Consider the following 1043-nt stretch of genomic DNA (forward strand, 5'->3'; position numbering starts at 1 on the left):
CTTAGCGATCCGCAATTTAAAATTTTAGACGAGTTTATGGATAAAGGCTTTGATTTTGAGCGCATAAAAGCCGCCGCAAAACAGCGCGCGGTGGTTGCTGCAAAGGACGATTATATCGTGCCGTTTAGCTTCAGCCGCGAGTTAGCGGAACAGATCGATGCTAAGTTTTACGAGGTGCAAAAGGGCGGGCATTTTTTGTATAGAGACGGCTTTACGAAGCTTGATCTCGTGTATGAAATTTTAGAAAAAATGATGAAGCTAAAGGGCTAGGCTTTGGGCAAACGTACCCGCCTGGTTTTTGCTTCTGCGTTCGCGCCGCTCGCATTTTCTCTGCCGAAGTTCGGATTTGCTTTGTGGCTAAGATAAGGGTTTCGTATTTAGCTCGAAGGCTTTGCTATTCGCATAAATAAATAGATAAGCCCGCGGTGCAATCCCGTTTGCAAAGGCGAGCTCCGCGCCGTTTTAAAATTTTCAAGCGCCGCAGCGACGATAAGTGCGTTTTATATAAATTTTCTACCGCAAAAAGCAGCAAACTAAGATTTGGATTTTTTACAAACAGTTTGCTGTGCTTAAAATTTTTATACCTTTTGAGCAGATACCAAAGCAGCGCGCAAGCCAAAATCGCAAATATTGCCGCAAAAACGGCAATCCTTAGCGCGCCCTCAAAAGGCAAAACCGCCAAAATCAAAGCTGCCGCCCACCAATCAAGCAAGAAAACTATCGGAACCGCAGCAAATATCTCGCCGTCCTGTGAAATTTATACCTTTGCTCCGCATCCATCGGTCTTAAGTCCCTTAAATTTTTTAATAAAATTCATATTAGAGAATTTAGCGCCTCTCTATATCTCTACCACCCAAATAATATTCTTCCAGCGGATAATTTATATTGCCGCAGTTATCAAATTTAAAACCTTTTCCAATACCGACTACGGCATTTTTTCTCTTTTTATAGTATTTCTTGATAATATTAAAATTTTTTATTGTATCGCACAGATACTCCGAATGGTTAAATTGCATATAATTGCCGTTAAATATAGCAAATTT

Annotated in this window: 1 protein-coding gene and 1 pseudogene; one reads left to right on the forward strand and one right to left on the reverse strand. The window is 40.8% G+C overall.

Annotated elements, in window-relative coordinates; translation table 11 throughout:
- Positions 1-270, forward strand: a 270-nt coding sequence (locus Q0257_RS04695) for an alpha/beta hydrolase (protein ID WP_298022156.1), incomplete at its 5' end; no start/stop codon positions are given.
- Between the two features lie 557 nt (positions 271-827).
- Here the strand turns inward: Q0257_RS04695 and Q0257_RS04700 are convergent.
- Positions 828-1043 (reverse strand): annotated as a pseudogene (locus tag Q0257_RS04700) (hypothetical protein); the annotation flags it as partial.

Source organism: uncultured Campylobacter sp. (assembly GCF_938018035.1).
Classification (GTDB): domain Bacteria; phylum Campylobacterota; class Campylobacteria; order Campylobacterales; family Campylobacteraceae; genus Campylobacter_B.